Raw genomic sequence first — 26,609 nt, forward strand, 5'->3', positions numbered from 1 at the left:
GGCGTTTCACCGGAAGAGGCAAAACTTGCCGCGCAGCGGCGAAGTGCGTCTGAGGTGAAACACCCGCAACTCATTCAAAAATAAGCAATGCCTACAGCTTTAAGCAAAATGAGATGGAGAGGGTAGAATGCATAAAATAGTTTTACTTTTCGTCCTTGTTTACCATTCCATAACAAGATCACCAATGGGGCTAATAAAGCTAATAGTTGGTAGGGTTTAAACCCAGGAATAATTAAAACTAGCAAATTTATTGTCAACCATTTTAACCACCATTTAAAACTAGCAGAATTAAACTCAGATAAGATAGTTACAATAATTACTCCGTAGGCTCCGTAGTTAGCATTTACTGACTGAGCTATCAGCGCAAATGTAAACCATATCAAATACTTGTTAGTGAAAAAAGCGGGAGGGTGTAATGCAGCTTGGGCTGACTTTGGAGAGAATTTAACCCCTTGCTTTCCTTTAACGAAGTCAGAAGTCAGAGGCAAGAACAACTTTGGTCTTCCCTCTGACTTCTCGTGAGCGATAGGGAGCAAGGGTCTGAGTTCCCGATCAAATTCGTCCTTCTTACTCCTTTCTTCTTCCTGCTGACTTCCTGGTTCAATTAATTTACCTAGCCTGATAGCCAATAAACTCAGTAGCAACGTAACTAAAATATTTAAACTGTAATTATTAAACAGTAGATAATATATAGGTTGACTTAAAAATCCCCAAACTGTCAGTTTGAGAAAATAAGAGTTAAAATCTTTTGTATACTTCTCTCCCTGACCAAGTAGCCAAGCAAAAAGAGGAAAGCTAAACCTACCTACATACCTAAACATTAATTGGTTGGGAAAGAAGACTACCCCAATATGATCACAGACCATTAACAAAGCAGCTAAAAGCTTAATTTGAAAAGATGTCACGCTCTGGAATATTTTTAAATAAGTGAAAAATGAGCAAAACTTCAAATCAGCACGTAGTTTATTGTCCTATAGAAGATGAGCATGGATGTACTGTTTATGTTCTGGAGTGGTCAGGTAACAGAAACCGTTTTTCTAACCAAGAAATTGCACAGATAGCTGAGAAGAAACACAGACAAAGGCGCGCCCAGAGCTATGGAAATAGTCAAGAAGAAGTGTATATTAAGATTGGTAAACATAGTGTATGGACAACAATCAGAAATGTCCTTTGGTGGATAGGAGCCTATACAATAGCTGTCATTAAATTTCTATTTAAATGGGGCTGGAAAATGTTTTTTTTCTTTTTTGTACTATTTATTTGGCAAATATTGTTCGGGGTATTTTTAACGCGACGTTGGTAAACTAGTTAGATTGATTTTTCAAGATCAGAGATTTCTGTTTTACCTGCTGCTGATTTTGACTCAGTTCTTTTTTAACTTTTTCTGGAAGTTGCATGATAGTCTTTTGGTCTTGCTCTGTAGCAAGAGCAGTAAAATCTCCATCTTTGAATACAGCACCACGACCATAAGCATGAATGGTAAATGATTCGTTATTTCTTTCATAAGAATAAGTCTGTCCTCGAAAAGCTGAAATATTCTCTGATACTTGATAGCCGTACTGAGTAATTAAAGAAGTTCCTGCTTGGATAATTGATGATTTTGAGCTTATGCCTTGTTCAGTTTCTAAGTTCTTACTAGCTTGAAGACTCTGAGTTTGATCTCGAATCAGTCCCAAATCATCACGCAATACTTGACCGTCTTTAATATCCAGAATAGGTTTATCGTCAATCAAGATCCGAACTGAGCCTTTAGTCGTTGAGGGGTTGTCCAAACTTCCTTTCAGTTCATTTACTTGATCAAGTGTCAATAAGTTAACAGTTGGCTTTAGATCGCCCTGTTTATCATAAACTTTTTGCCCTTTAATCTGGATTTCAATGTTTGCAGAAGTAGGCTTATTCAGTAAAGAATCAAGTAATTTACCAGTTAAAACTAGCATCTGTTGATGCTTTTGCAGGATTAAATTTATTAATCTATCAACAATAGCGCTAGTACTCTCATGAATACTATGAGCTTGAGATTCAAAATTAGACATAATTTTAACTCTGCGATCAGATTTTATTTGGCAAGTGCTTAGGGAACGAAATTTTATTCCCTAAGCATCATTCTGGTTAAACTCTTAATGCTTTAGTTGCAGTTGCAACCTGTTTTTCGCTTTGTTTTAAGGATCGTGCTTCCACAGGAACTTGAGCAATCTTATTAAGCTGGTCAGAGGTAACAGGAGAAACGATTTGTCCGTTCTGGACTAACTTCTGCCCATCTTTACTATAGATCCCAGAATGTTGAGCAGACGCGGCAATAATTAAGCTATTACCTTTAAAAACTTTGACTCCTTCACCATTATCTCTACCGAAACGTTCAGCTAAATAGCGAGTACCAGCATTGAGAGTATTTCCTGCTACGTCCGCTAATCTCCTTTCTAAATTATCTTGGATCTTATTTTTTGTATCCCCTAAAAACTGGACAACATTTTGAGGAACTTGCTGCGCTAGTCCTCTTAATTCTTGTAATGCCTCTTTGCTACTTTGCTGCAATCTTCCTAGCCATCTGTCTACTTTGGAATTGAGAGGTTTCTTTTGGCTCATAGCTTCAACCTTCTGCTCTAGCTGATTAATCCTAGTAGTTTGATCGACCAATAGTTGGAAGATAGCATTTTCAAACCTATCTGGGTTTTGCTTGTGTTCAGCAATTAAAGATTTGATATCATTCCAAGGAGTAGTAGATTCACTTTTTACTGAATTTTGGGAAATAGTTTCTTTTGAAGTATCTTGAACTTGATCCAAATTCGACTTTGCTACTGGATTTAAAGTTTCTTCAGTCTTGGCAGTGTTGTCCAACACTTGTGAGCTTTGCTCCGATATAGAAGGCGTATAATCCAAAGATGTAACAGGTTTTTGTTCTGTTTGGTCTTGAGAAACGAATTCTTTTGAAGTATTTTGAACTTGTTCCAAATTTGGCTTTACTACTGAATTTAAAGAATACTGAGTATCTAATTTGGTTCCTCGTAATGCATGGTATACCTTCATACCATCAGACACAATTCTAACTCCATTCTTTAAAGAAGAGGAGCTTTCCAAAGCTTGCTGGAACTTTCTTCCAAGACTATCTCCCAAGCGATCAACTTGAGGAGTTTTATCTCCTACTTGATCGTAAATCTTGTTGCTGCCGAAATAAATCTGGAGCGTAGAATCTTTCTTACTATTAAAGGTTGATTTAATATTTTCAACCCACGAACGTAAAATAGGTTGTGTTTGACTTTTATCTTCAATCATCTAAAGCCTCCTCCATGCTAAGGCTTTCAGCAATTAGAGTGGTCATTTCTTGTTTATTTGGAATAGGGGGTAACTCAATTTCCCCTACCCGATCTAACAAAACTTGACCTCCTGCCTGAATAAATACCCACTGATCATCGACTAGAATTTGGATTACATCTTCTGATTCCATGTTGTCATAATTAACACGAATCCACTTACCATCTTTCCAGTGATAGACCGAATCAGGAGCATTTTCTCCATAATATATTTCGATTTCTTTGGGCTGATAACCTTCGGGTAAAGGAGGATGATTTTTGAAGTCTTCTGCGTTAATAGTTGCGCTTGGATAGTTCATTATTTGTCCTTTTAAAACTTCGCTGCTATTTGTTCTTCAAGTGGATCTGTTGGCAGAGGCAACATTTGCTCTGCCAATTGTTCTCGTTTTTCTAGCTCGTCGTCAGTGGGTGGGACAGATGCATTGTTTTTAATTTTTTGCTGCTTAATCTGTGCCCAAACTTTTCCAGCATTCTTTACAGATTGTATATCTCGTTTGGGAATTTTAATCCGAGTCCGGTAGGGAATCCTAGCAGATTTGCTATTTTTATAGCCAGGATTTAATAATATTATTTCCCCTTGCAACATCTGCATCAATTCTTGAATTTCTACTAAAGGGCGAGTCTGTTGATGATCTGCTCTTGATGTACTTCCTCCTCCTTTACCACTACTTCGTGATCTTTGTTGATAAAAAACCTCTTCCCTTCCAAACTGCTCGCAATAGTATTGCGCTGTGCGGTTTTCGTTTAGTTGAGCAATAAACTGGGTTTTACAAGCTCCCAGAATTGCTTCCACATCTTGCTTACCGTAGGTTTTCTCTAGCAAACCAATTGACTGCACTGCTAAACAGAAAACAGCACCTGCGGAGCGGCCTAAGTTGAGTAGGTTGGGTAGGCTAGGAAGATAGATAGTGGAAACTTCATCTAAAAAGAAACAGATAGGATTTGTTCTTTTAGTAAAGATATTGCGGTAAGCAATCAAATGAATGACTGATGCCATCAAAGGAGCAATGGCGGCTTCCTTTTGCGGATCCATGCGGAAAATTAGTAGAGTCCGACCCTTCAAATCTAGAGGAATTGAGGTTTTATTCCCAAAAACCCCTAGGATTTCCGGCGACATGAAGCGCGAAAACATAATTGATGCAGTTGAGGCAATACTGGCTGCTGTTTCGGGAGATCCAGCGCTAGCCAAAAAATTATCAAAAGCGGTCTTTTGATACTGGGGCAACTTGGCTTGGGCAATACGCTTGGACAATTCAGGTAAAGCTAGAATTTTATGACATAGGGCAATATCAGCGTATTCATCGCTGCCCTTAGCTAGCATCAAAATAGCTTGGATTAATTGATTGCCAGCTAGAGAAAAGAAGCCGCCGCTACTACTGCCTTCACCACTAAGCTTCAGATTTTGCTGGAGTACATTACCTAATTGATAGGCACGTTGCCCGTCACGCGAATCAGTGAGAAAATCAAGAATATTACAACTATCGCTCTCTTGCGAACCGGGAGCAAGCACATAAACTTGATAGCCTCTTTCTTTTGCATAACCAGCTAGTTTGGAAGTCGGGGCAAGGTCTGTAGCCGATTCTTCATAACCTTTGTAGTCAAAAGCAACAATTGTATGCCCTTGGTCAGTAGTACAACGCATCATCGGGTCAGTAACCGAGAAAGATTTTCCTGAACCTGGAGCGCCGACCACAAAAATCATTTCTTGGGCATTGGGGATATAAAGTGTGGCTGGATCTTCAGGTAGAACTAGGGTGGTCTTGCCATGTTCATGAATAATTTCAGCATTTCTAGGTGTGCCGATATAGAAAGCTACTTCATTGTGCTTACGGGCTTCCATAAGCTCACATGCTAATTTTCTTGCTGCCCGTCGTTCTGTTGCCCCAGCAAACCTTGCTTTAGCTAGGACTCCTTTGCGAGTATTACGGTTTCGGTTTCTAAGAATTAGGAAGATAAAATAGGCTAGTCCAGTACAGATCATCAGCAGAAATGCTGGATCGTACACAAATCCAGGTAAGTCAGAGGTAGCGGGAATCTCAATTTTATTTTCTGACATTTTTTAAAAAGTATAAAATTGATGATTCACTATTTAGCAGCAACACCCACAATAACTAAGCCATTCTCATTTACTGGTATCCAAGGTACTGGGCCAATAAAATACGGTGTACAGGTCTTAGGCATGAAAGGAGGTCGAACGCAGATTCGGAAATTCAAACCAAAGTCTGCTGTACCTTTAGATTCATCGACTCCGGTCAAAATTACTTTGAAAGCATTACCATACACCAGTAGTCCTGTGGGTTCTTTGCCATTGTTGACAGCAGCAAGAAAACCATAGCCACCTTTTACCTGCTGGGATGAGCCAGAAGCCCAGCGCTTACCATATAATGCTCCCTGCGATCCAGCAAAGTCGCCCATTTCCAGGTATGAGCATTCTTTACCAGCAGGACAGGCTACTGGAACGAAGCGATCGCCTCTTACTACACTGCCAGAAACAAAATAGTTATTCCCAACATTAGGATCTCCTCTTTCTGATGTGCCAAGTACAACTGAAGCAATTCCCACAACACCAAGACCAGAATTAATAGGTTGGGGCATTTTATCGAAAGGTACTTGGTTTAAGCCAGGGACTTGGTTTACATAGCTCTGTTGCCAAGATTTGAATTTTCCTAAACGAGTTGAGTCTAGTCCAGGAACAGAGTTAATTGAATACTTGCTAAGATCGAGCTTACCCAAAGGAGTATTAGCTCCTTGAGGATTTGAACGCAAAAGCTGTGAAATCTTACCATCACTTAGGGAACTGCCTCTAGATAATAAAGGTGCTAACACTGGGACTTTAGTAACACTGAGATTCCCCAAACTGGGGATTGCTTTGACTAATGATGCTGGTGTTTGCCATTGCATTAATCCAATATCTTTTAGCGTCAAATTCTTTGGCAACGACGCGATTTTATCAATAGATTTGAGAGTGAAATTGGACATCTTAAATGCATCATCTGCATCACCTAACATCACAACAGAGTCTACCTTTTGCCCTGCTGACCATTGCCGCGATGGGTCATAACCGAAGATTGAAATATATTTTTGGGGGATTTTCAAATATCCTGGCTGCTGGACTGGTGGTAAGGTGTTCCAGGTGATTTTTGACCAGTCTGGTGCTTGTGTTTCATATTTACCTTGGGTGTAAGTGATTGTTGGAATTTGCGCGAGTGCAGGAGGAATATTGATAAACATTATTTTTAAGCAAAATATTTGAATGTATCGCTTAAGACTTATTGACGACCCCATTGAATCAGTTGATCAAAAACTTTAACATCAATCCTAGAGCGAGATATAGCTTCTGTTCTACTCTTACCCTGACGCAGCAATTTGATAGCATCCTGGGTTTTTCTCCAAGTAGTAGAACCTCGTTTTACTTGACCATTACGTCCAGCGATCGCTAATCCGTATACAAGAGCATTAGCATCATTTCTTTGAAGTATCATCCCCGGAGTCAACTTGGAATTATTGTTATAAACAACTGCTAATGGTTTAGGCGTAGAAACTGTTGATGATTCCTGGGGTGTAGTTTGTGGTTGTGGACTTCTTGGAGGATTAGCGATTAGCAGTGGTTCAGGTTTATCTGAATCTGGCTTAATAGCCAAACTTGTATAGGATGGTTCACCAGTAGCAGGTTTAATTTTAAATTGATATTGCTTTAGATTAGTCAGTACTGTAATTTGAGTACTTCCATTCCTACTAGAAGTGAGAGCAGGAAATTTAATCGGATTAATTTGACGCAAAAATATGACAGTGGCTTTACCTCCCGCACAATCAGGTTCATCGCTACCTTTAGGGCATAAATTACCGTTTGATGTAAAAGCAAAACGAGTAGGATCGCCGATCCAAACTTGCTTGATAACTTCTCCGGTAGACATGAAATTAATCGTCAGTCCGTAACCTTTCCATACCTTCAATTCAATTAAATTAGCATCTACATCTTGTGAGTAAACAGTCCTAGTTATTCCTGCTAAAACTTGACCAGAGTTAATCAATAATAAAGTTGCGGACAGCGCTAATATTTTCTTCATAATGCAATCGTTTGAAAGAGGGAACTCTTAACAGGGAAGATAAGTTATTGTTGTAGCTTTTTAATAAGTGCAATAATCATTCGACTCTCCTCTCGAAGTCAAAAAATAATCGGTTCTATATCTGTTTCCTTATTCCCTCATAACGAAAACGTTTGATTAACGAATACCTGTACTGTCTTACCAGCATCAATTACAAATACTTTTTCTTGACTATTTAATTGCCCAGAGCGCCTTTCATTAGATGCTTTAATACGTTCCAGAACATTATTAAATGCACCTTCACCAAAAGCAGCGGCTATATTTTTATCATCATTAGTGGTTGTACTGCTATAAAATCCATTGGAGTTGATGTTGGTCTGACTTCTTGGACGATTCTGTACCTCAGCAGCTTTAGCAACTCCGGCGATTACAGCCGACATCAAATCACCTCCTAAATTGCTACCTTTACGAGATTCTGCCTTTAAAAAACTGCCGTTCTTAGACATTATTAAAACAGCGTTTTCTGGGAGTTTCTTCTCTTGCGTGTCACCATTGGAATTGATGAGAACTGAAACCCCGCGCAATTGGGCTAATCCCGACCCATTGGAATTAATCATTTGAGCCACCAGATATGATCCTGTAGGTAGTACCTCGCTACCATCTGAAGCCTTCAATGGTTTCGATATTTTAATCAAGTAATTTTGATCGGTATCGTCATTAGTTCCCCAAAATATAGGTGTTTCTAGCTTGCCTTCTGTAGTACTACCAACTAGTACACGCTTTGCATTGTAATCAACTGCTTGTGCGGTAGTTTTACCTTCAACTTCTGTACTTTCTCCTGTCCCACCTTCTATCCCATCGGTGTTTAGTACTTCATCGTCAGAGTTAGCTGGACTGCTGAAACTACCAACGTTTGCAACAGTCAACCATTGCTCCATCGGGTCAATATCACTTTGAGCTTTTTGAGGTAGGTTTTTGGAACTAACTGGAGGTCGAGGAGTAACTGGTCGTGATACAGCAACTGGACGTGAAGTTTGAGGTGGATAATTAGGTCGCTCTTCATAAACCCGCCGAGGAGTGGACGCTACCGGAGGAGTCTGTACTGTAGCTGGACGAGTTACAGGTTGAGGCGAAGCTGCCTTTACCTGTGGTTCCTGTGATTGGTCTTGTTTGCTGTTTTTAAAATCTTTAATATCTTTGTTCTGCTCATTGAGCATTAATTTAGCCTTAAGAGTATCAGCCTCAGTAATAGAATTTTCGGCACTAGTTGTAGCTGTTGGCTCTGGAGTTGTTGTTGCAGAACTACCAGAACTAGAAAAGCCTCCAGTCATTGCTTTCAAAAAAACTCCCAATAACGACATCAACATGAAAGATATTCCTAAAACAATCACTCCTTTAGAAATAGGGTGAGTGGCGAAAGAGTGACGAGTACGAACCTGATAAGCATCATCTGGCGCAACTGTGCCAATTGCGTCTACCTCAACTTGGGAATCATCTTCTTCTACTAGGGGAATATCCTCTTCCCAATCACGTTTAACCTTGGGTGACTCAGTTTGCATATTCTTATTCCTTGAGAGGTTCGATTAATGTAATTACTAACCCAGCAGTACGAATACCATTTACCAAGCGCTCGGCTGGCGTTGGTTCGATAACAAACTTGGGTGGTAGTACAGCTTGCAAATGAATTCGGTTGTTATATGATTCAATATCTAACAGTTCGTTGCCTTCTCCAAAAAGTTTTAGTGCAGCAATTACATCTACTGTCCATTCACGGGGACTTCCAACTCTTCGAGGAGGAAAAAGAGTAGATATTTGTAGGACAACCTCTTTAACCCCTCTTTGGCGGTATTCATTATTTAAGCTAGCAAGGCTTTGTAAGTAAGCTTTCCCAAAACCATCAGACAGCGCAAAACTGGCTATATAGTTAATACGTGGCACTTGAATATCCCGTAGCATCGGTACGCGCACCAGTTTGTTTTCTTCTGCGGTGGTAAACTCTTTGGGCAGTTTTTCAGATTGCCACCGCAACAGAGGTAAAATCTCTTGAATAAAATTGTGAATAGTGGCATCTGTGCGTTGCTCCCAATCTACAGACTCAGCCAAGATAGACTTGCCATTTACCATCTGTACTAACGCAGGTGTAGGCTTGCGGGATAAGGAGAATAAGCTTGCTCCTTGAAAAAACAAGACAAATAGTATTAAAACTGTTAGCACCAAATTGATAAATACGAATACAGGTACGACATTGGGAGTTCGCTTTTCTAGTTTTTTAAAGATAGATGTAGGAGCCATAAGTTCACCGCCTGCTAGCAAGTTGAGCGCCAGTCCGTGCCATAGCTGAGACTAGAGAAATCCCACCTCCAGCCGCTAAAAGGACTGCAAATACTACGCCTAAAATTGAAATAATTAGAGGATAGATCAATGGGTCAGTTGGCCCAGCATTCAGAATTGCTATCGCTGTATAGCCAACCAAAATCTTGTAGCAGATATCAACGAAACTGAGTCCAAAGAAAGAGACTAACCAAGTAACCCAAGGAGTTGCAGGGACTGGCATCAAAGAGATACCTAAAAACAATGGCCCGACCAAACCTGTGATTAATTGAGCAATTTCTAAAAGCACGACAAAAGCTGCACCTAGAGACATTGTAAAACTTAAAATTAATTGAGAAGAAACTGGCTGCAAAGACGAACCAAGACCACCAAACAATCGTCCAAACCACTCGGAATTACCGTAATCATTAGGGTTGTCCATTGCAAAAACAATTTGTTCTTGCAATTTTTGATATAGAGGAGGGGCCCAATTTGTATTATTGTAAGGCTCTAGTATTTTTTGAATTTTCTCATCAGCACTAAATAAGCAATTATTACGTGCATCTTTTTCTGGAAGTTTAGCGCATTCTGAGATTGTGTTTGCTGCTGTAGATTGAGCGAAAACTTTTACGCCTACTTCCGTTACTGGATTGCTATTAGCAGTACTTGCTGAAAGCTTAGAGAGAATATAATCTGAAACTTCAATCATCAAATTGTGAGCGCCTAATGTCAGCGTTCCCAACATTGGCCCTTGGCTTGGCCCGTACACTTGAGGATTTACTAGCAATAACACCAAAAAAAATGGGAAAATTAGTTCGTTAAATCCTCGCGCCACTCCATCGCTATCACCGTCACCAAGAAACCGCCGCAGGAATTGAGCAGTCCATACTCCAATAAATAAAACAGCAAAAACTGCTCCAACAAAAGCAATATTGGCGTATAAAGGACTTTGGAACGCATCGAGCCACGTCTGCTTTAAGCTAGCACGGACAGAATCACTAACGGCTCGGTTATTATTAATAACTGTGCTGGGATCAACTGCTAGGATTTGGGTAACGGTCAATAGCAACATGTCTTAACTTAATTATTTTGAGGGGAGACTAGCGCCGAAAATTGAGCAGTTGTGTCCATTATTCCTATTTGTCCGACTTGAGCGTTTACTTGCTTACTCCAAGCTTCCTCGGCTAATGTTTTTGATATATTCCCAGTTGCTTGAGCAACTTGGGTATTAGTAATTTGTCCATCAACCGTAGAATCATAAATCGATTGGAGAATTTTTGTATTAGCCGCGCTCTGAACAGCAGCGTCTTTGAGAATATCTTGAGTGATATTCTTTTTTTGAGCGGCTTGCGATGCTTCAGCTGAAGCTACCGCAGCCTGAGTAGTCATCTCTTTTGTGTTAACAATTTGTTGTTGACCCTCTTGACTTAGTATTATTTCTGCTCTGGATTTGGCAGTTTCATAATCTGATTGGACTTGTAATACCTTGTTCAATAGAACAGATTGCATACCAAACCCACCTTTTTGATTTTCGGTTTGAGTTGTCGCTTTATTAATTGCTGCTTGTATCTCTTTAGGGATAGGAATCCCTAGTTTCCCCGCAGCAACAATATTTCCCTTTAAGAGGTCTGAGAGATTATTTTTGGCTTCTGCTATTTGTTGATAAAATTGCTGTCCGGAACGGATGTATTCTAAATAGGGTTCAATATCAATAGAAAGCCCCGCATCGGGTGACAATACATTACTCAAAGCAACAGCAGGGATAGATATGATCACTAATGTTACTAATCCTCCAGCGATTAGAATTCTTTGAGGTTTGCGTTTGAATAAATTCATAAAAATTTACTTCTTTTGAGGTGGTTCAACTAAATCAGAGAATTGCTTCATCTGTCTTTCCATCCGTTCGGCCTCTATCTCCCATTGATAAACTGGCCTTTTCGCAGTTTCTTTTTTCTGGCTTATTAATGTAACAATTAGAACAGTTAGGCAGACTCCCACAAATGTTGCTAGCATAGGTCGATTGCGAATTATTTGCAGAATTTTGGTAATCATCTAGAACTCTTCTTCCTAGCGCTTAAGTTGTTTGCCCTGCCATCTATGCTATTAACGCGAAATTGATTCGCCAAAGCATTAATTGCTTTGAATTTATCACCTTTGGCCTGAGCATAGGCAGTTTGTCGTTGCGCGACTTCATCAGTATTATTCATCAACAAAGCGTGATGAGCAAAGCTAGGGTAATGATTGCCAAATAAACAAGAGTCGGCGGTACGGATTAGCCACTGACGAGCAAATTCCGAGTTGGCAGGCTGGAAAGACCTGCTAGTATTGTTCTTAAGGATTTCTTCCGGAATACCTTCCTCTACTAAGGCAGCGATCGCACCAAATTCTATTTGTCCAACTAAATAAGTTGTAATATTGTCTAGAATTTGACTTGACACACTAGAACGTTTAATACTTTTTAAATCCTGTCCTAGTAATGCAAACCAAATTCCAGCTTTGCGCCCTTTGGCGCAAACTGCACCAGCGATTTCTGCGAAGGATTCATAGTTGAATAAATATGAGCCTTCGTCTATAGGCAAGAAGACTTTTTTTACTGTTAAGGCTCGTGTAATTGCACTAGAATAAGCGGAAAGTGCCAATGGTGCAGCATCTTGATCATCATCTATGTTGCCCAATGCATAAACAACTAGCCGGGAGTCCGTTCTGAAAGTAGAGGGAGAAGCGATCGCTCTGCCTATCTTCCCGACTAAGCAAGATTCTAATTGCAATCGAATAGCACCAATAGCTTGCTCAATGTCGGAAGTCACAGCAGGCATATAATCAACATGGATAAACTTAATCAAATCATGCAACGTTGGCATTTTCTGCCAGTCGCTAGAACCAAAACCGCTATCATGGGCAGCATTATAGCGTTGGGTAATGCTTGCATCTTTAAAGTACTCGTGCAAACCTAAGTTAAAGATTTGTTTATATAGCCTACGCGTCTTACCTTCAGCCTCCTTATCCAGACTCAAAACCATCAACCCAGACAGCACCGTATCACGGTACAGGTTGAATTTAGCTTCATATTCTTCTGGATCTTGAAATACTCTAAAGTCTGGAGTTTGCAGCAGATTGCTGCATTCTCTTGCTGTGTTGAAATATGCACCACCTAGAAACTCGGTAATTGCATCAAAGGAGCCTGAACCATCCCCCCGCGTAGAATCAATAATGAAGGTATGAAAATCTCTGAGATGGAAATGAAATATCACATCTGAGAACATTTCTGTCTTTCCTGCTCCCGTCTTACCCAGGACAATTGTGTGCTGGGGGCGATCAAAGGGTGCGAAATACAAAGGCGTATTACCATGTCTGGAGATGAATTCAACCCCATGAGTATCTGGAGTCTGGTCATGCACCAATGGCATTAAAGCCGGGGCAACTTCAGTAGTGTCAAGTATTTGACGCCTATATGGGGAAGTTAGCAATGTTCTCCAGGTAAAAGGCAGTGCCTCTAGCCAAATTTGGTCTGTATATCCTGTTTCACGAGTCACAACTGCACCTTCAAACAAGGAAGTGAAGTTTTGCATGGCTCTGTTTAAAGCTTCTGGTGTTGGGCGATAGACCAAGGCCACCCACCCAAAACGAATTGCATGTTTCCCCTCCAACAATTGCTCGTGATCTTCTAAAGATTTGCGTGTATTAAACATCGCTCCGGGATCTAGACGCTGGCGGTTTTGAGCAATCGTTGCGTTCATATTAGCTTGCTTCACCAAGTCTTGAGTGTCTTTTTGGACAATTGCTTGATTTGCTTGCGTAAACTGCACCACGATTTCTGTATTGGTTACGCTTTGCTCATTCAACACTGCCGACCCATCTAATAGTTGCGCTAGATATGCCCCTACACCAATGTATTCTTTTAAGGGTTTCTTTTCCCAGACAGCAGCTCCTACATAAGAATTAATACCGGGGATTTGCACCCATTGTTTATCAAGTATGGGGCAGCCAGAAGCAAATAATTCTGTAGTAATGTGTACGCTAGAGTTTATTTGCCAGTCCAGTCCGTCTTGGTTGAGAATCAATAGTTGGGGAATTGGGGGAGCATTGCCTTTGTTAAATTTTTTCCAGTCACATAACCATATTTCCTCTTCAGTCATTGGCTCTACTTGCCACTTCAAACTATTTTCCAATAGCTGAAGAGATTGCATATAGCCATAGTTAAAAGCATTATTCAACGATGCCTCTAGCTGCTGTCTATACTGTTGTTCTCCTTTGTTAACGTAAGCCTTCCAAAACTGCTCTGCTTGTCCCAATATTCTTTCTATCCAGTCTTGGCTTTTGCTTGTTCCGCCATCGAGGGTATAAGTTAAGTAAATTCGCAAGAATTTCGGGTTATGTTTGCCAAGCTGAGTTAAGCGCTGAACACGAGAAATTGCCCACTTGAGCAGAAATTCGTTTTCTGGAACACCAGCACTACGCTTTATTAACTCTTTTAGTTCGGCTACACGTTCCTGGTCTTCTGAAAAAGTACCAACATTGATTGTTAGTTCTTCTCCTTGGGGAATTTGTTTGAGGCCAGACTCGATTAATTCAGCAATTTTTTGAGCTTCGTCTTTAGACAGGGTACTATTAATTCCTTTCCATTTAAATGCCCAAACAACACGCAAGGTTCTGTTTTTTTGGAGTAAATAAGCGCCGACATGCTTGCCTTTAAGTTCAAAACGAACCGGGCATACCAAGTCAAGTTCGTCTTCTATAGCATCTACAACCCGCTTTTTTTTCGTTCCTACGCGGCGATGTCCAACTTTTTGTTTCAAAGGTTTTTGATTAGTATTTTCTAAGTCTATGTCGAACTTAGGATGTCCTCTGACCATAGTACGCGCCTTGTGGAATTTACCCCCATATTTCCAAGGTGAATCTCCTATCAAAATCCAGTGGGTCATGATCAGTGTTAAGCAAAATGCTCCCATCTGCCACGGATCTATGGGGATGAAAGGATTAAGCAATGAATAAAACACTGCACAACCTGTCAATATACCCAACCAATCACGAGCAAACCGTCCAGGTATTAAGAATATATCTGGCCTTTTGCCCAGTGTTTTTTTGAATTTGATTCGAGTTGGAGTTTCCTGCATACTTCAAACTTCCGAGCTATCTTGCCTTTTCTTCTTCACCTCTGAATCTAATTACCAACTACATATCCGGCCAGAAAATTAATTACCAGCAAAACCAAGACTGTGCCGAAGAAAGTTGCCATTGGTGCGCCGTAATCTTCCCGGGCGGCAATTTTGTTGATTGTTATTGCTGCAATTCCTACTAGAATTGCCACGATTAATGCTTGCATCATGATAAAGCCAGTATTGATTATTTGGGCTCCACCTGGAAATGCCGCTACTATAGTGTTTTTTGGGCCGCATAGCCAGCCGGTACAGCCGCCACCAGGAGCAGTAGGGGCGGCTGCTTGGACTTGGCTACCGTTGAGGATTAAGAAAAAACTCAGGGTAAACAATAGACCAAGCCGTAGCTCTTTCCCCCAAGTAAACCAAGTTAACTTCTTTTTCTTAAAGCCAAAAACATTTGAAAGCATGTCAATTCCCTCAACTAACGATAACCAATCAAGATTTTGTCTGTTTTAGGCTTAGAAAAATTCAAACATAAATTGGGTTCAATGCTTTATATAGCAGTGGATATATTAAACACTAAAACAGAAACTATTACTCTTCTGTTCCCTATTCCCTGTTAAGAGTTAAGAGTTCCCTCTTTTAATAGATAAACATTCAATATTTATCTACTATATTTCAAGTATTAGTGACAGCATAATACTATCACACTCGCTAAATATTAACAGGTAATTCAACAAACTTTATGTGAGTTATTCTTGGCGTTTACTGATTAAATAAATCAAGTAATCTGGCAGTATTGCAATCATGTATTCACTGATTGCGCTTGAGATATATTGGCTGTTCTCTAATCAGTATTTTAATCGTAGTCGATAAGCTAGTCCCCCAGTATTCGGCTATTTTTTCTAATCTTTCTCGCTCAAAGCTGTCTAGGTAAACAGGCAATGAACTCCTTTTTTTCTTCGGAATATTCATCTCTCAAAACTCAACTGTTTTTGTCATTTTATTACTGATTAGTTGCAAAATTTATTTTGTATTCAAAGCACAAATAACTACTTTATGATATTATTATAATATTCAAGTAATCATTTAATCGGTGAATGCAATTATCAAAATGCAAGGACAGAAAAAGGAGATTAACGTGGTACGTTCCAATTTAAACAAACCTAATTTAGTCAATGTTACAGTTCGCGTAGAAGAAGGATGTTTGAGCGATCTCAAGCTTTATTCAAGGGTGGTCGGTAAAAACCAGTCAGAAATTCTGCGAGAATTAGTTACCTCTGCCCTTAATGCCATTCCTGAACATCAAAGACAAGCTATGGAAATTATTGCTAATTGCAAAGCTTCTAGCTAAACCACAGCTATATATAGCTGTACAATAACCCTCCAAATAACGCGAGGGTTTTATTGTTTAGCGATCACTTTTTATCACCATTGATCACAAGAAAGGCTGCCAAACACCCAACAAGTAATTCACCAACTCAAAATTACTGCTCGTGTTAGTAGGCTCGATAATGGCGCGAAAAAAGGTACAACCTCACGTTCAGTTCTTTGTTGGGTGTGTTCACGAAGTGCGATGGCGCAAAGCGCCCAACCTAGGCGATCCGCCCCGAAATACCCCCGGCTTACGAGTGATCCATAAAAATAAATGCCCAGCCGTGTGTTGAAATTATTCGTGGGTGTTGAGGATCGCTTGTTTGACGGCTGGGCATTTATTTCTTGGCAGTATGCTAAGGCTGGCTTCACCGCATCGCGATTACTCTGTCTAATCTTCTTTGCCACTGTTTGATATCAAAGCTGATATCAAATATAAGATTGCTAGCAGCCAATTTTACTAAGTGATCGCTATAGTGCGATGCCCCCACACAAAGAGAGACTTTTGGGGTTCGTCCTCAGTGAGGGAGCTGATTGCTGCTAGGATAATTAACTATCACGGGCAGTGCAGCTAGGGTGAAAATCGACCGTCACGGAAAGGCAAAGGTTTTGTCGCCGGAAGAAATCCAGCGTCTATTCACTTCGGGGTTGACCACAGTCCGGGACAGAACCCTAATAGCCGTGATGCTGTACACGAGTTGCCGCGTCAATGAAGCAGTTACCCTTAAAATTAGAGATGTTTATAACAGCAGGGGGCGGATCAGAGCAGAACTGATCATCCGCAAAGGGAACAGTAAAGGGAAACTAGCTACCCGCAGCATTCCGATTTTGGAAGAACTAAGGCGCTTTCTAGCTACTTACAGACCTACACCGTCAAATGAAGGATTTTTGTTTCCCGGTCGATGGGGGCGTAGTCACTTGCACTCAGAATATGCAAGCCTGATCTTTCGAGAAGCCTGCGAACGTGTGGACATCGAAGGAGCAAGCACGCACAGTTGCCGGAGAACAGCCCTGACATTAATGAGCAATGCGGGGATTCCGTTAAGAATCATTCAAGAAATCAGCGGACATCGCAATTTGGAGCAACTGCAAAATTATCTGGAGGTGGAACCCGACCAAGTACGGGGCGCGATCGCGGCGTTGTCGATGCTGTCACTGCCATCAATACAAAGCAGCAATTTTGACTTGGATAGTGCGAATAACACAGAGTTATTCACAGAGTGATAGATCAGTAAATATGAATTAGTTGATCTAGATAGAATAACGGGCAAATAAAGACTATAAGGATTTTCTCAAAAAGCCATTTACAATTCCATCGGCAACACTTCTTCATTCAGTAAGGCGTAAAATTCCGGTACTGCCGCCTCCACTCGTCGTAACTCAAGCGGGGCTAGAGCCTCCAACTCCAGCACAGTCTCCCAACGCAAATCCTCAACCCATCGCTTAAGGATGCCCTTAATCGCGTCCACCCCCTGCTTGATACCAGAGCGAAGTATTTCCACGCAATGGAGTAAGGTAGTGCGATCTGTTGGAGGCGGTTCAAATTCGGTAGTATCCTCCCCCTCTCTATGGGGTTTACCTATACAATCATGGGGGGGTGTGGATACGGGCGATAAATCAGGTTCAACACCAGATGGGGACTGCATTGTAGCCTGATATTTTCGCTCAGACGATGCAGTTTGATCCCGTTTGCTTTGGCGGTGAGCAATTACCTGTGACGCAAATTCTAATTCCTCCACAGCAAGCGAATAAATTTTCACCTGTTCACCGCGCTTACCCTGCTTGCGGGAGGTCAACTTTAGCCCCAACTGCTCAAGCATTGTGGCCAGCAACCATATCGGTTCACACTCACTTGGGACAGTAAAACCAAGAATTGCTTTAATGTGAGCAGCACAATCCTTGGCAATCGCCCTCATATTTAGTAAGTTACTATCACTGGCAGTAATTTCATCGCCAGTAATTAAGCCCTTAAGAATGTGATGCAAACCCAAGTTGAACCGTGCTAACCACTTTGCAGAATAATTACCCCAGTCAATGCATAAGGGTAAATTGTCTCGCTCGGTGCGGTCTTTATGGGTAACAATTGTTGGTGGTGCGGGGTATTGCTGCCCAGTTTTGGTGTCAACAATGGATTCATCGGGTTCTAATAAAATTGCTTCGAGTGATGCGATCGCTCGAATTAATCGACCGCCGTTATCTTTCTCAACCAGTTCTGATGTAACTTTTATGCCGTAGGAATCACAGATGCGGAATTTTTCACATTCAAAAATTTCCTGGGGTGTCAGATAATCTTTGCTTTGACGGGCGCGGTATTCACTTGCTGTAATATTATTGGCCTTGGCAATAGATGAATAGTGGGCAGTGTCCAAAGCTGCGGCAGCTTCTTGAAGTTGCTTAGTAGCTGTGGCATCATCATCACTGCCGACAGATATAAATGTATTGCCCATTTCCGTAAGCAGCGATCGCAGGTCATCACGCAGATTATTGAGAGATTGATTGCGATTAGCCTGTATTTGACAGTAAGCTTCTAATGCCCAGTCTTTTTCAGTGCCACGTTTACCAGTCTCTCTATCAATTCGTAGTAGAAAAGCAGTCATCTGGTTGGTTTGGAGGAGGCGTTCTTTGATTTTACGGGCGTTGGTTTCGGCATAACCGAAGGGAGGCTTGGGGGCCACCCAAATATGAAACGGAACTTTGGGACGATAGCGGTACAGCTGTTGGGCGCATTCAGTTGCGGTTTGGGAAACCCCATGAAATACCCCAAATACTAAATCAAAGTGGTATTCACTAATATCTACCCCAGTCCCTAAACTTGGGGAGACAAATAGAGCATCAAGGTTTTTGACGGCGTTGGTGATATCTTTGATGAAAGCCACGTTCTCCTCACTGCCAGAATTGTCGGAGTGAATTGACCAGATTCGCCATTTTTGGGATGTATGTGATTGTTCAGAGTTAGATTCTTCGCACTTGATAGCAAAAGACTTGTCGAGTTTCTTGATAAAACGCTTGGAATCACTGGCAACCAGAATTTTCTGACCGGCCATTAGTGCTGCCGAGATTTGGGCTACCAGTGCCGAAGAATTGTTGCCTTCGTACCAGTAAATAGTGCGTGAGCCATTTCGCCACTCGTTTTTGACAATGTACGGAACTTCCTCTTTTGGTCGCATTGCCCGAAAGAAATCCACCGTCACGTCGTCCATGTGTGCGTCAGCGATTACTACCAGTGGCGCATTGTATACTATATATTCCAGTACTTCCAAGATGGCGGCGCGATGTTTTTTGCAAGTTTTGCTATGGAGTAAATGCACTAAATATTGGCAGGCCTCGTCTATAAATATGCAGCCGTAAGTTAAAGCTTGGGTATTGAGCTTGTGTAAGCTGTCAATGGTGATGCTGAGAGCTGTGGCTTTGGCTAAACCCACGTAACCCAGTTCTGAATACATCGCAGTCCGCAAGCGATCGCTCAAATTCTTTAGCAGGTTGACGCGATGCCCGTTGTTAAGAAATCTGGCATTTGGGTTTTGGTCACGCCACCAGCGCATTAACTCTGTTTTGCCAGTGCCCATGTCACTCCATAAAATCACAAGTCCTGATTTAGGAAAGCGGAAAGACTTGTTGGGGGAAGGGGGAAAGGGTAAGGGGGAAGGGCAGTCAGAATCTCTTAATTCTTCCTTGACCCTTTTCCCTTGACCCTTTTCCCAACCCGTAGGGCTAACACTTGGTGTAAACGATTCTTCAGTTTTGATTTCATAAAGCTCTGGTACGGATGAACATTCTTCAAGCTCTTTAATGCACAAGGCTTGAGACAGATATTTAATATTGACTGTCACATCTGGCTTGTACTTGCTCAGTCCCCATTTTCTAGCCCGATACGAGCGCTGGTAATCTTTAAGGCTTTTGGCATCATCAACGATCGCGCTCAGTAGCGCGTTAGCATCTTTGCCCCTGGCTACCACAAAATCATCAATCCCTTTCTCCGGCCCCGGCAGTAATGCCACTTCACAAGTACACCCAGATGCCTCAATTGCTCTACCAGTGCGTAACGTTGCTTGAAAAATTGACCACCGGGTATTGCTTCTGGTTTCGTAATCAAATAATATAATGAACTTGCGCCCCGCCTGGGCCATTGGTAATAAATCTGGGTGCAGCCTCTCGTCAAAATCTTGTTTGCCGATGCGACCATTCCAAATTCCAGGCAATGCTAGAGCTACAAACCCCCGACTAAGCAAACAGGCCGCTTTCTTCTCACCTTCGCAAAGTATTATCGGGATTTCCGGGTGAGCGATGACCCACTCCCAAAATATTAGCGGATTGAGTCGATCCAGCAGGCGCAGCGCTAAAAGTGAATGATATCGCTTGATGTTGTATCTCCGTGCAACCAAATCCCAGACAGGGTTATCGACATCGAAGTAGGTGACACGGTTGGCGGTTTTGGGGGGCGACTCGTACTTAACAGGCTTACCTTTTTGCCAATCAATGCGTGGGAAGTTTGGCTTAATGCGCCCCCACTCCATTGGTTGCCAATTTTTGAACGGGTCGAGGGATTGAATCCACGTTCCCCCCAACAGCAAATGCTGATAGAGCTTCAAGTATGCATCTGTGACTCGACCTGCATTTTTTCGAGGGATTTTGTCGGAAATAAACAGCAAATCATAAACTGATTCTCCTTCTATGTGGAAGAAGTTGCGTTCTATAAGCGCCGGATGAATGGCGCTACCAACCGCCAACTCGTGATACTCAGTCGCGCTGAGGTTGTTTGGGTATTCAATTGTTGCCGCACTCATTAGCTTTTGCTCCCGCCCGTCAGGGAGCGCTCTTGAAAGTTGGTAATTGCCAATTTTTCAAAAGTTGCTCCCAATGGAAATCTTCTACTCTTTTCCTTCTTCTCTCCCAAAAGGATGTGGGTGCTGAAGCTTTCGCCATTTTTCGCCATATATACCTCTAAAACTCTGTTTTCAAGCTTCAGAGGGGGTTTACCAAGAAGGGAAAGGGGATTTTCTTCACTCCTTTTCCCTTGACCCTTCTTCATTGCGCTGCTAATTTTTAACTACGAAATTCAGGTTTTTTATTAATCAAACTTAATATCTCAAAAATACATGAATTTTTACAGCCAAAACACACCGCAAGGAATGGACTTTCCATGCGGCAGATCCTATAATGGATCTGGCAGCGCGGCAGCGCGGTAAAAACTCTCGGACAAATTTAGTAATCGTATCGGTCGCCAAAACTTCAACGGTCACTTACTTTTGTTCCTTTGAGATCAACCCCGCTCTAAAGTAATTTATTTTTCACCTTTGGGCAAAGCGTCTACTCCTTAGTGGCTCTTTGTCCTTTAAATTTTTGGTGCTATTGTGTATTTACCTCCTCTTTCGCTTCATTTAGCCAGTAGCCTGATCTTACAGAAGTTTTGATCTCTTGTCTCTAACTAGAATTTGATTATAGGTGGGGAATTGTTTCTGTTTTGTAGAAGTTGATATCAGGTGTAATAATTCAATCGGGGTAAAGCGATGGCTAGTACTGCTCAAGGGTAATTATTGATGATTTTGGTTAATTTATTTCAATCCTGATTGAAACCATAATCATCACACGACATCTAGAAGATGCAGTATTGCTACCTATTGAAAATAACATTTAAAGCATATAGCCTGTAAAAGCTTTTTGAAAGAGCAATATTGTAAATAATTGTTGATAAAGTATAGGTTTGACTAAAAGTTTTTAAAAAATCTAATCGTAAACAATTATTAAGCAAGTAGAGGTTGAGGATTGCAAAAATCAAATAATTATGTAAAGTTGCGTTGTATCTGTAATGAGTACTTGATAAGAGGCAGTCTTGCTGGGGGAGGGGGGCAGGGGGAACTAAAGGTACAAACCTCACCCGCAAGTGGCGTGAAAGCTCCCTTGCTCCTTTTAAGAGTTGGTTGAAACCTCACCCGCAAGTGGCGTGATTTTTCCCCCTGCTAAGAGCTCCCCTGCTCCCCTGCTTTTTCATATTACAAATCTGAGGTGTAATATGTCGTGCCAAGCATAATGCAGCACAACTTAGACGGGGTATGCTTTGAAGTAGATGCTCGCTCTGCGTTTTTGTGGATGCCTGGAGGGATTTTCTTGTAGAGTAAGTTAGGATAATAACTTTTTGTACTTCATAGAATAATTATAAGGGTAGGGTCATTAGAAAATAGTGTAAAAACTTACCAAGCATGAACTTATATAAAAACTTAGACATAGATAAAGTATTGGAGATTTTGGATGAACAAGTGCTTCAAAATACCGGAAGGCATTTACTGGAATCTGAAAGGCTTTTAATTAAAGGGTCTTGGTACGGACGAGACTATAAGGAGATGGCAAGCGATTCTGGATACAACTCGGACTATCTGCATAGAGAATTGGCTCCACAGTTATGGGCAATGCTTTCAGAAGTTATTGGTGATGGAGTACCAGTTAAAAAAATATCTTTGAAAGCTGCTTTGCTTAAGCTAGTGAGAAAGGATTATCTTGGGCTTGAAGTATCCAAGCTGAACAATGATTGTTTGGTGGGCAATACGAGAATTTATGGAGAATTACCTAAAATAGAATCTTTTTATGGTAGAGAAAAGGATATTAGCGAATTAAAAAATCAAATCAATCATTTGAAGCGGCGCTGTATATCTATAACTGGAGTTGGAGGAATTGGAAAAACTTTATTAGCAGCCAAATTAGTAGAGGAAACGCTTTTAGACAATTTAAATATGTATGAGACTATAGCTTGGATAAAAATTAATTCATCTATGGACAATCTATTTAGTAAGTTAGCTAACGCTTTTAATTTGGAAGTAAATAATGAATCTATCGAAGACAAAACTTTAATATTATCAAAATATTTTCAATTGCATCGGTCTTTATTGGTAATAGATGGATTTGAACAACTAGGGCAAATAGATAATTTCAAGAAGAGATTAGAATATGAAAAATTGTTTATTCAACTAGCAGGAGAACAGCATCAAAGCTGTACGATTATAACAAGCCAATTACCTTTAGAAGAAGTTATTTATGCAACCAAAAATCTTTCCATTGGTTCTTTCCGCCTAGAAGGCTTAGAGGAGCGTGCAGCCATGCGAATGTTAAATGAAAAAGGTTTATGGGGAAACCAATGTAAAGAGTTAATTAAAATGCATCGTGGAAATCCGTCAGAGCTAGAAGAAGTTGCTGACAGAATTCATCGACTTTTTGAAGGGAGTGTCAAAAAATTTTTTGACTATAGGACTACTGTTATTGGACAATTACTTCAATCTATGCTAAATCAGCAATTTGGACAGCCTGGACTTTTAAGTGATGTTCAAAGACAAATAATGATTTATTTAGCGGAGTCAACTTTAGAAAGTTCACCTCCAATTCAATTTTCTAAGATTATTGATGCTTTAAAAAAACGATTAGGTTTAGAAGTATCAATTGCTGAAGCGATTAGAGCAATAGAAATTTTAGAGCAACGTTCTTTAGTTGAAACTTATAGAAAATCAACCAATCAAGAAGTTAGTTATAATTTACAGCCAGTTATCAGGAAGTACATTTTAGTAGATCCATTTAAGCTGGTTCATAGAAAAACAAGTGAGTTACAAACAGGTGAGTCACAGACAAGTAATTTTATCCAGGAGTAAATGTGGTTTATTGCATAAATCACCTTTGCACCCAGCGCCATAATCCTAATGACGCCGAAAAATGTTTAGCTTGCGGGAATTCTTTGTTGATAAACGGGCGCATTCGTTTGCTGCGCCCGTTGCGCTCTTTGGAAGAAAGCTTGTATGCTTACACAAATGTTTTTGAGGTTGAAGATGCTGGTACAGAGTTGCATCTAAAGCCTCAAATAAGAGTGATGAAAGTATTAAAGTGGAGCGAACCTAAATTAGTTGAGCTAGTTCAGCGAGAAGCTCGAATTTTACAACTGATTCAACACCCTGGAATTCCTCAGTCTACTAGGAATGATTACTTTACTTTTAAACTGAAAGACACCCTTATCGAGTTGCATTGCTTAGTGATGGAAAAGGTTGAAGGGGAGAATTTACGAGAATGGTTAAAAACTTATGGACGAATTCCTCAAAATGTTGCACTTGATTGGTTTTCACAGTTAATCAATATTCTTGATATCGTACATCGATCTGGCTTTTTTCACAGAGATATTAAGCCAGAAAATATCATTCATCAGCCTGATGGGAAATTGGTACTTGTTGATTTTGGTGCAGCGAGAGAGATCACTAGCACTTACTTAGCAAAAATTAGTACCAGCGGAGGCAGCAGTACAGGACTAGGTAGTGGGCATGAAATAACATCTGTTATTACACCTTTTTTTACTCCAATAGAGCAAATTAATGGTATGGCAGTACCACAATCCGATTTTTATGCACTGGGATGTACTTTTGTGAATTTACTCACGGGTATTTCACTGATGGAGTTACCAACGGATGAACAAACAGGAAGACTAAAGTGGAGAAAACATGCACCACAAATTAATCAACCTTTTGCTAATCTTCTTGATGATTTGATGACTGTCTCTCCTGGTAAACGTCCGCAATCTACACAAGTAATTTTGGAGCGTTTGGAGCGTCTACCATTTCAGTCAAAAATTAACCGAATAATTAAATCTAAACTCTTTGGATTAACTGTATTTGGCTTATTTTTATTAGTATTTGCTGGAGTTTGTAAAGGATATAATTTAGCTTTATCTAATTACTATTTTAATGAGGCTTCTCGTTACTTGAATGAACCTAAAAAATCTAGAAAATATTATGAGTTAGCTATAAAGCATAATCGAAAAGATGTAGCTGCATATAGCAATTTGGCACTAGCTTGTCAGCAACTTTCTGATATCACATGCGTAACTGAGAACTATGAGAAAACTTTTAAACTCAAACCCAATACTTGGGAAGCGCGATATGGTCTAGCAAATTTTTATGATGACCAAGGGAAATATGATTTAGCAGAGCAGCAGTACAAGCTAGCGATTCAGTACAGTAATAACCAAGCGATGAATGCTGTTAGCAATTTAGCGCGAATAAAGAATAGACAAAAAAAATACTCTGAGGCAGCAGCACTGGCACTTCAAGGTTTAAGTAGTACCAAAAATCCTGAATGGCAAGCTGGGCTGTACAAAAATTTAGGCTGGGCAAGATTCAAGCAGCAGCGTTACGCGGAAGCCGAAGATTACTTGCAAAAATCAGTAAAGCTGAACTTGAAAAGAATAGATGCCTACTGTTTACTAGCACAGACGTACGAAGCATTAGGTAACTTGAGCAAAGCCAAAATATATTGGGAAGTATGTCTGCTATCAAGATCCGGACTCCCAGAGGTACAAGAATGGAGAGAGCAAGTATTACGGCGGTTGCTTCAGAAAAATTGATCTAAACACGCCATTTCCGGTATGCTATCAACTAAATTGCAAGTAGCTTGATAAATATAATGCTGATTGTACCAAAGTCAACAGCCCAAGGAGAAAGAAAAGTCTTTCAACTCCAAATTGCAGCAATTGTATCAATACTAATTTTTTCAAACTTTAGTAGTGCATGGGGTCAGAGGCCGCCAGTAGCAAGAGGCAATTTGCTAGTCCCTAAATGTGAGGTTGTAGCTCGTATTATTAGCGGTGATATTCGCTTGGCAGCAGGGAGCGAAGTTTGCAGCAAAGAAGATCAACTGCAACCAGCTAATGGAGCTACAGTAGAGGTTTTTTGTTATGCAAACGGAAATATTTTACAACTTTCCGGTGGTGCTATTAATGAACAATGCTCACAGACCTCTAATAACCAAGCTCAGTTTTGTATTCGTGAAAATAGATTCAATTGCTTCGATACCAAGGGGCCAGAGGAGTATGAAAATACACCAATACTAATTACTCCTTATAGTCCTTTAATCTTAAATACCCGTCCTACACTATCTTGGACTCCTGTTCGGAATGCTATCGGCTATATAGTACAAATTAAAGGTACAGGAGTCGAGTGGTCAAAGGAAGTTAATTCAACTTCACTGCCTTACCCCAAAGATGAACCAGCTATGCAATCTGGAATTATCTACGAAGTAAATGTACTTGCTAAAATGACGGAACAAGAATTTATTGGCAAATCCTCTATCCTGATGATAATGCACGCGGACAAAGCGCAGCAGGCAAAAGCTATCATTGAGCGCATTCAAAGTCTGAATTTATCTCCAGATAATTTAGCTGTAGACCTGGAGAATCTATATAAAGCAAACGACTTGTTAACTGAAGCAATTGAGGTTTTGAAAGAGCGAATTCAAGCAAGAACTCAAAATCCTACTATTTATCGAGCACTAGGAGATCGCTATCTAGATGTAGGCTTGCCTCAATTGGCAAGCCCTAAATATAGGATAGCAATGCAATATGCGAAGCTTAGAGGGGATTTAAATGAATTAGCTAAAGCGCAAGCAGGACTAGAATTGTCGCTGTCAGTGGGACGATAACCATAAGTGAGAGGTTAAGGTGATGAACATTT

Annotated in this window: 23 protein-coding genes; 7 read left to right on the plus strand and 16 right to left on the minus strand. The window is 40.6% G+C overall.

Annotated elements, in window-relative coordinates:
- Positions 1-74 precede the first annotated feature (74 nt).
- Positions 75-905, minus strand: a complete 831-nt coding sequence (locus tag IQ246_RS08715; RefSeq protein WP_194002048.1) for a TraX family protein — start codon at positions 903-905, stop codon at positions 75-77.
- A 29-nt stretch (positions 906-934) separates the two neighbouring features.
- On the opposite strand from IQ246_RS08715, the gene IQ246_RS08720 reads away from it, so the two are divergent.
- Positions 935-1,303, plus strand: a complete 369-nt coding sequence (locus IQ246_RS08720) for a hypothetical protein (protein WP_194002050.1) — start codon at positions 935-937, stop codon at positions 1,301-1,303.
- Between the two features lies 1 nt (position 1,304).
- On the opposite strand, the gene IQ246_RS08725 is transcribed toward IQ246_RS08720, so the two are convergent.
- From IQ246_RS08725 to IQ246_RS08785, 13 genes are all read right to left on the minus strand, one after another.
- A complete protein-coding gene (locus tag IQ246_RS08725) occupies positions 1,305-2,033 on the minus strand; it encodes a hypothetical protein (RefSeq protein WP_194002052.1) in 729 nt (242 codons plus the stop codon).
- Positions 2,034-2,109: 76 nt separating this feature from the next.
- Positions 2,110-3,270, minus strand: a complete 1,161-nt coding sequence (locus IQ246_RS08730) for a hypothetical protein (protein ID WP_194002054.1) — start codon at positions 3,268-3,270, stop codon at positions 2,110-2,112.
- A complete protein-coding gene (locus tag IQ246_RS08735; protein ID WP_194002056.1) occupies positions 3,263-3,607 on the minus strand; it encodes a hypothetical protein in 345 nt (114 codons plus the stop codon). The genes IQ246_RS08730 and IQ246_RS08735 overlap by 8 nt, the downstream gene beginning before the upstream one ends.
- A gap of 11 nt (positions 3,608-3,618) precedes the next feature.
- Positions 3,619-5,364 (minus strand): type IV secretory system conjugative DNA transfer family protein, encoded by a 1,746-nt coding sequence (locus IQ246_RS08740; protein ID WP_194002058.1) that lies wholly within the window; start codon positions 5,362-5,364, stop codon positions 3,619-3,621.
- Positions 5,365-5,393: 29 nt separating this feature from the next.
- A complete protein-coding gene (locus IQ246_RS08745) occupies positions 5,394-6,539 on the minus strand; it encodes a hypothetical protein (RefSeq protein ID WP_194002060.1) in 1,146 nt (381 codons plus the stop codon).
- Positions 6,540-6,577: 38 nt separating this feature from the next.
- Positions 6,578-7,375 carry a hypothetical protein gene (locus tag IQ246_RS08750; protein ID WP_194002062.1) on the minus strand — a complete coding sequence of 266 codons (798 nt, stop codon included), beginning with the start codon at positions 7,373-7,375 and terminating at the stop codon, positions 6,578-6,580.
- 137 nt (positions 7,376-7,512) lie between these two features.
- Positions 7,513-8,913 carry a hypothetical protein gene (locus IQ246_RS08755; protein WP_194002064.1) on the minus strand — a complete coding sequence of 467 codons (1,401 nt, stop codon included), beginning with the start codon at positions 8,911-8,913 and terminating at the stop codon, positions 7,513-7,515.
- A 4-nt stretch (positions 8,914-8,917) separates the two neighbouring features.
- Positions 8,918-9,646 carry a hypothetical protein gene (locus IQ246_RS08760; RefSeq protein ID WP_194002066.1) on the minus strand — a complete coding sequence of 243 codons (729 nt, stop codon included), beginning with the start codon at positions 9,644-9,646 and terminating at the stop codon, positions 8,918-8,920.
- Positions 9,647-9,650: 4 nt separating this feature from the next.
- Positions 9,651-10,736, minus strand: coding sequence for a hypothetical protein (locus IQ246_RS08765; protein ID WP_194002068.1), 1,086 nt, complete (start codon positions 10,734-10,736; stop codon positions 9,651-9,653).
- A gap of 8 nt (positions 10,737-10,744) precedes the next feature.
- Positions 10,745-11,500: a hypothetical protein gene (locus IQ246_RS08770; RefSeq protein WP_194002070.1), complete on the minus strand. Its 756-nt coding sequence runs from the start codon at positions 11,498-11,500 to the stop codon at positions 10,745-10,747.
- Between the two features lie 6 nt (positions 11,501-11,506).
- The gene (locus IQ246_RS08775) at positions 11,507-11,716 is read right to left on the minus strand and encodes a hypothetical protein (protein ID WP_194002072.1); all 210 of its coding nucleotides are present in this window, start codon (positions 11,714-11,716) and stop codon (positions 11,507-11,509) included.
- Positions 11,713-14,778, minus strand: a complete 3,066-nt coding sequence (locus tag IQ246_RS08780) for a hypothetical protein (RefSeq protein ID WP_194002074.1) — start codon at positions 14,776-14,778, stop codon at positions 11,713-11,715. Before IQ246_RS08780 ends, IQ246_RS08775 begins: the two co-directional genes overlap by 4 nt.
- Before the next feature lie 47 nt (positions 14,779-14,825).
- Positions 14,826-15,230, minus strand: coding sequence for a hypothetical protein (locus IQ246_RS08785; RefSeq protein ID WP_194002076.1), 405 nt, complete (start codon positions 15,228-15,230; stop codon positions 14,826-14,828).
- Positions 15,231-15,904: 674 nt separating this feature from the next.
- Between IQ246_RS08785 and IQ246_RS08790 the strand changes: the two genes are divergently transcribed.
- The 3 genes from IQ246_RS08790 to IQ246_RS08800 all read left to right on the plus strand — a co-directional run bounded on the left by IQ246_RS08790 (position 15,905) and on the right by IQ246_RS08800 (position 17,361).
- The gene (locus IQ246_RS08790) at positions 15,905-16,117 is read left to right on the plus strand and encodes a hypothetical protein (RefSeq protein ID WP_194002078.1); all 213 of its coding nucleotides are present in this window, start codon (positions 15,905-15,907) and stop codon (positions 16,115-16,117) included.
- Positions 16,118-16,411: 294 nt separating this feature from the next.
- Entirely contained in the window at positions 16,412-16,552 is a 141-nt protein-coding gene (locus IQ246_RS08795; RefSeq protein WP_194002080.1) for a hypothetical protein, read from the plus strand.
- A 161-nt stretch (positions 16,553-16,713) separates the two neighbouring features.
- Positions 16,714-17,361: a site-specific integrase gene (locus IQ246_RS08800; RefSeq protein ID WP_194002082.1), complete on the plus strand. Its 648-nt coding sequence runs from the start codon at positions 16,714-16,716 to the stop codon at positions 17,359-17,361.
- A gap of 80 nt (positions 17,362-17,441) precedes the next feature.
- On the opposite strand, the gene IQ246_RS08805 is transcribed toward IQ246_RS08800, so the two are convergent.
- Both IQ246_RS08805 and IQ246_RS08810 read right to left on the minus strand, forming a co-directional pair.
- Positions 17,442-20,921, minus strand: a complete 3,480-nt coding sequence (locus IQ246_RS08805) for a plasmid replication protein, CyRepA1 family (RefSeq protein WP_194002084.1) — start codon at positions 20,919-20,921, stop codon at positions 17,442-17,444.
- Positions 20,921-21,070, minus strand: coding sequence for a hypothetical protein (locus tag IQ246_RS08810; protein WP_194002086.1), 150 nt, complete (start codon positions 21,068-21,070; stop codon positions 20,921-20,923). Before IQ246_RS08810 ends, IQ246_RS08805 begins: the two co-directional genes overlap by 1 nt.
- Positions 21,071-22,334: 1,264 nt before the next feature.
- On the opposite strand from IQ246_RS08810, the gene IQ246_RS08815 reads away from it, so the two are divergent.
- The 3 genes from IQ246_RS08815 to IQ246_RS08825 all read left to right on the plus strand — a co-directional run bounded on the left by IQ246_RS08815 (position 22,335) and on the right by IQ246_RS08825 (position 26,577).
- On the plus strand, positions 22,335-23,768 hold the full coding sequence (locus IQ246_RS08815) for an NB-ARC domain-containing protein (RefSeq protein ID WP_194002089.1): 1,434 nt from the start codon (positions 22,335-22,337) through the stop codon (positions 23,766-23,768).
- A gap of 86 nt (positions 23,769-23,854) precedes the next feature.
- Positions 23,855-25,504 (plus strand): serine/threonine-protein kinase, encoded by a 1,650-nt coding sequence (locus tag IQ246_RS08820; RefSeq protein ID WP_244141966.1) that lies wholly within the window; start codon positions 23,855-23,857, stop codon positions 25,502-25,504.
- Between the two features lie 59 nt (positions 25,505-25,563).
- Positions 25,564-26,577, plus strand: a complete 1,014-nt coding sequence (locus IQ246_RS08825) for a M48 family metallopeptidase (protein WP_194002091.1) — start codon at positions 25,564-25,566, stop codon at positions 26,575-26,577.
- Positions 26,578-26,609: the final 32 nt, after the last annotated feature.

The organism is aff. Roholtiella sp. LEGE 12411 (assembly GCF_015206995.1).
Lineage (GTDB): Bacteria > Cyanobacteriota > Cyanobacteriia > Cyanobacteriales > Nostocaceae > Komarekiella.

Bases quoted from the DNA above. Each gene is read 5' to 3' on its own strand.
- IQ246_RS08825 (WP_194002091.1), top strand. From the start codon at position 25,564: ATGCTGATTGTACCAAAGTCAACAGCCCAAGGAGAAAGAAAAGTCTTT.
- IQ246_RS08720 (WP_194002050.1), top strand. From the start codon at position 935: ATGAGCAAAACTTCAAATCAGCACGTAGTTTATTGTCCTATAGAAGAT.
- IQ246_RS08725 (WP_194002052.1), bottom strand. From the start codon at position 2,033: ATGTCTAATTTTGAATCTCAAGCTCATAGTATTCATGAGAGTACTAGC.
- IQ246_RS08740 (WP_194002058.1), bottom strand. From the start codon at position 5,364: ATGTCAGAAAATAAAATTGAGATTCCCGCTACCTCTGACTTACCTGGA.
- IQ246_RS08815 (WP_194002089.1), top strand. From the start codon at position 22,335: ATGAACTTATATAAAAACTTAGACATAGATAAAGTATTGGAGATTTTG.
- IQ246_RS08735 (WP_194002056.1), bottom strand. From the start codon at position 3,607: ATGAACTATCCAAGCGCAACTATTAACGCAGAAGACTTCAAAAATCAT.
- IQ246_RS08770 (WP_194002070.1), bottom strand. From the start codon at position 11,500: ATGAATTTATTCAAACGCAAACCTCAAAGAATTCTAATCGCTGGAGGA.
- IQ246_RS08775 (WP_194002072.1), bottom strand. From the start codon at position 11,716: ATGATTACCAAAATTCTGCAAATAATTCGCAATCGACCTATGCTAGCA.
- IQ246_RS08745 (WP_194002060.1), bottom strand. From the start codon at position 6,539: ATGTTTATCAATATTCCTCCTGCACTCGCGCAAATTCCAACAATCACT.
- IQ246_RS08765 (WP_194002068.1), bottom strand. From the start codon at position 10,736: ATGTTGCTATTGACCGTTACCCAAATCCTAGCAGTTGATCCCAGCACA.
- IQ246_RS08795 (WP_194002080.1), top strand. From the start codon at position 16,412: ATGCCCAGCCGTGTGTTGAAATTATTCGTGGGTGTTGAGGATCGCTTG.
- IQ246_RS08750 (WP_194002062.1), bottom strand. From the start codon at position 7,375: ATGAAGAAAATATTAGCGCTGTCCGCAACTTTATTATTGATTAACTCT.
- IQ246_RS08805 (WP_194002084.1), bottom strand. From the start codon at position 20,921: ATGAGTGCGGCAACAATTGAATACCCAAACAACCTCAGCGCGACTGAG.
- IQ246_RS08730 (WP_194002054.1), bottom strand. From the start codon at position 3,270: ATGATTGAAGATAAAAGTCAAACACAACCTATTTTACGTTCGTGGGTT.
- IQ246_RS08780 (WP_194002074.1), bottom strand. From the start codon at position 14,778: ATGCAGGAAACTCCAACTCGAATCAAATTCAAAAAAACACTGGGCAAA.
- IQ246_RS08810 (WP_194002086.1), bottom strand. From the start codon at position 21,070: ATGGCGAAAAATGGCGAAAGCTTCAGCACCCACATCCTTTTGGGAGAG.
- IQ246_RS08755 (WP_194002064.1), bottom strand. From the start codon at position 8,913: ATGCAAACTGAGTCACCCAAGGTTAAACGTGATTGGGAAGAGGATATT.
- IQ246_RS08760 (WP_194002066.1), bottom strand. From the start codon at position 9,646: ATGGCTCCTACATCTATCTTTAAAAAACTAGAAAAGCGAACTCCCAAT.
- IQ246_RS08785 (WP_194002076.1), bottom strand. From the start codon at position 15,230: ATGCTTTCAAATGTTTTTGGCTTTAAGAAAAAGAAGTTAACTTGGTTT.